Source organism: Micromonospora sp. NPDC005197 (assembly GCF_040608295.1).
In the GTDB taxonomy this organism is placed as follows: Bacteria; Actinomycetota; Actinomycetes; order Mycobacteriales; family Micromonosporaceae; genus Micromonospora.
In genome coordinates, this window is the sequence record NZ_JBEXHY010000267.1 from 1 (window position 1) to 1,632 (window position 1,632).

2 protein-coding genes are annotated in these 1,632 nt (G+C 70.0%); one reads left to right on the forward strand and one right to left on the reverse strand.

Features of this window, described 5'->3' with window-relative positions:
- Nucleotides 1-213: 213 nt before the first annotated feature.
- Nucleotides 214-678 (reverse strand): Rrf2 family transcriptional regulator, encoded by a 465-nt coding sequence (locus ABZU46_RS31720; RefSeq protein ID WP_238647043.1) that lies wholly within the window; start codon nt 676-678, stop codon nt 214-216.
- Nucleotides 679-912: 234 nt separating this feature from the next.
- Here ABZU46_RS31720 and ABZU46_RS31725 point away from each other — a divergent pair, with 234 nt between their 5' ends.
- Nucleotides 913-1,575, forward strand: coding sequence for a YceI family protein (locus tag ABZU46_RS31725; protein ID WP_354863371.1), 663 nt, complete (start codon nt 913-915; stop codon nt 1,573-1,575).
- Nucleotides 1,576-1,632 lie beyond the last annotated feature (57 nt).

Genomic DNA, 1,632 nt, shown 5'->3' on the forward strand with positions numbered 1-1,632 from the left:
GACGGAAACTGTCCAAGATCTCGCGGAAGCCGTGCTGCGGCAGACGCAGCGGGTATCAGGCCGGGCATCGGCCGGCGCTCAGATCCAGGCGCGCGGGCCGGCGACCAGCTCGGTGACGCGGGCCGGCAACGCGCCGGCTGCCAACTCAGATCCAGGCGCGCGCGCCGGCGACCAGCTCGGTGACGCGGGGCGGGCAGGGTGCCCGCTGCCAACTCAGATCCAGGCGCGCGGGTCGGCGACCAGCTCGGTGACGCGGGCCGGCAACGTGCCGGCGGCCACGTCGGCGACGCTGACCAGTTCGAGGATCTCCCGCTCGCTGGCGCGCAGCGCGATCCAGACCTCCTGCAGGGCACGGGCCGGGCCGTGGTAGCCGAGCTGTTCGGGGCGCTGCCCCCGGACGTGCGCGAGCGGCCCGTCGATCACCCGGATCACCTCCGCGAGAGAGATCTCCTCGGCCGGGCGGGCCAACCAGTAGCCGCCCTCCGGGCCGCGCTGGGCGTGCACGATGCCACCCCGGCGCAGTTGCAGCAGGATGCTCTCCAGGAACTTCGGCGGGATCTCCTGCGCACGCGCGATCTGGTCGGCGGTGACCGGCCGGCCCCGCCCGGGGCCACTGGCCGTCGCGGCGAGCTCGGCGGCCGCGCGGAGGGCGTAGTCGACCCGGGCGGAGAGACGCATGCCGGCAAGGTTAGCCCGCAGGTCATCCGGCCGGGTCGGCGACCCTCGGCCGATCGGTCACGCATCGACGATTAGCCAATAACGTCGGACGCCGTGATCCACTACCCGGTGGGGCCCGGAATGCTGATTCGGCGCGTCCTTATGCTGGGCGGGCGGTATTACTGCCGGACCGGTTACGGGGGCTCGGCAGGACATTGATAAACACCCGGCTCCACCCGGGGGGAAGGCAACACGATGACCGATGTCGCCACACGCACCTGGGATGGCATGACCATCCCGATCGCCGGCACCTATCGCCTCGATCAGGCGCACAAGCGGATCGGTTTCCTGTCCCGCCACATGATGGTGAGCCCGGTCCGCGGCGAGTTCGCCGAGGCGAGCGCGGAGATCTTCCTGGCGGAGGATCCGCTGCGCTCCAGCGTGACCGCCACCATCGCGGCGGCGAGCATCTCCACCGGGAGCGTCGACCGGGACACCCACCTGAAAAGCGCCGACTTCCTCGACGTGGAGCGTTATCCCACGCTCGAATATCGAAGCACGGGCATTAACTGGCAGAGCGACGAGGACCCGATTTTCCACTGGGCCCGCCTGCGAAACCACCGATTCGGCGGACGAGGCAGAAGTCACAATCCCCCGCCGCAGTCCGAGCCCAATCGATTTGTGCTCACCGGCGAGTTGACGGTAAAGGGGATCACTCGCGCGGTGGACCTTCAGGTGAATTTCGGCGGCGCCCGTCGTGATCCGTACGGGCAGAACATCTTCGGATTCAGCGCGACAGCCGAGATCAACCGGGAGGACTACGGCCTGCTCTGGAATGTCGCGCTGGAGAGCGGCGGCGTTCTGGTCGGGAAGACCGTGCAGATCGAAATCGCCGGCGAGGCCATCCACGCGGCGTGACCGGGCCGACGGCCCGAGGGGGGCCGACGGCCCGAGGGGGGCCGACGGCCCGAGGGG

Bases quoted from the DNA above. Each gene is read 5' to 3' on its own strand.
- ABZU46_RS31720 (WP_238647043.1), bottom strand. From the start codon at position 678: ATGCGTCTCTCCGCCCGGGTCGACTACGCCCTCCGCGCGGCCGCCGAG.
- ABZU46_RS31725 (WP_354863371.1), top strand. From the start codon at position 913: ATGACCGATGTCGCCACACGCACCTGGGATGGCATGACCATCCCGATC.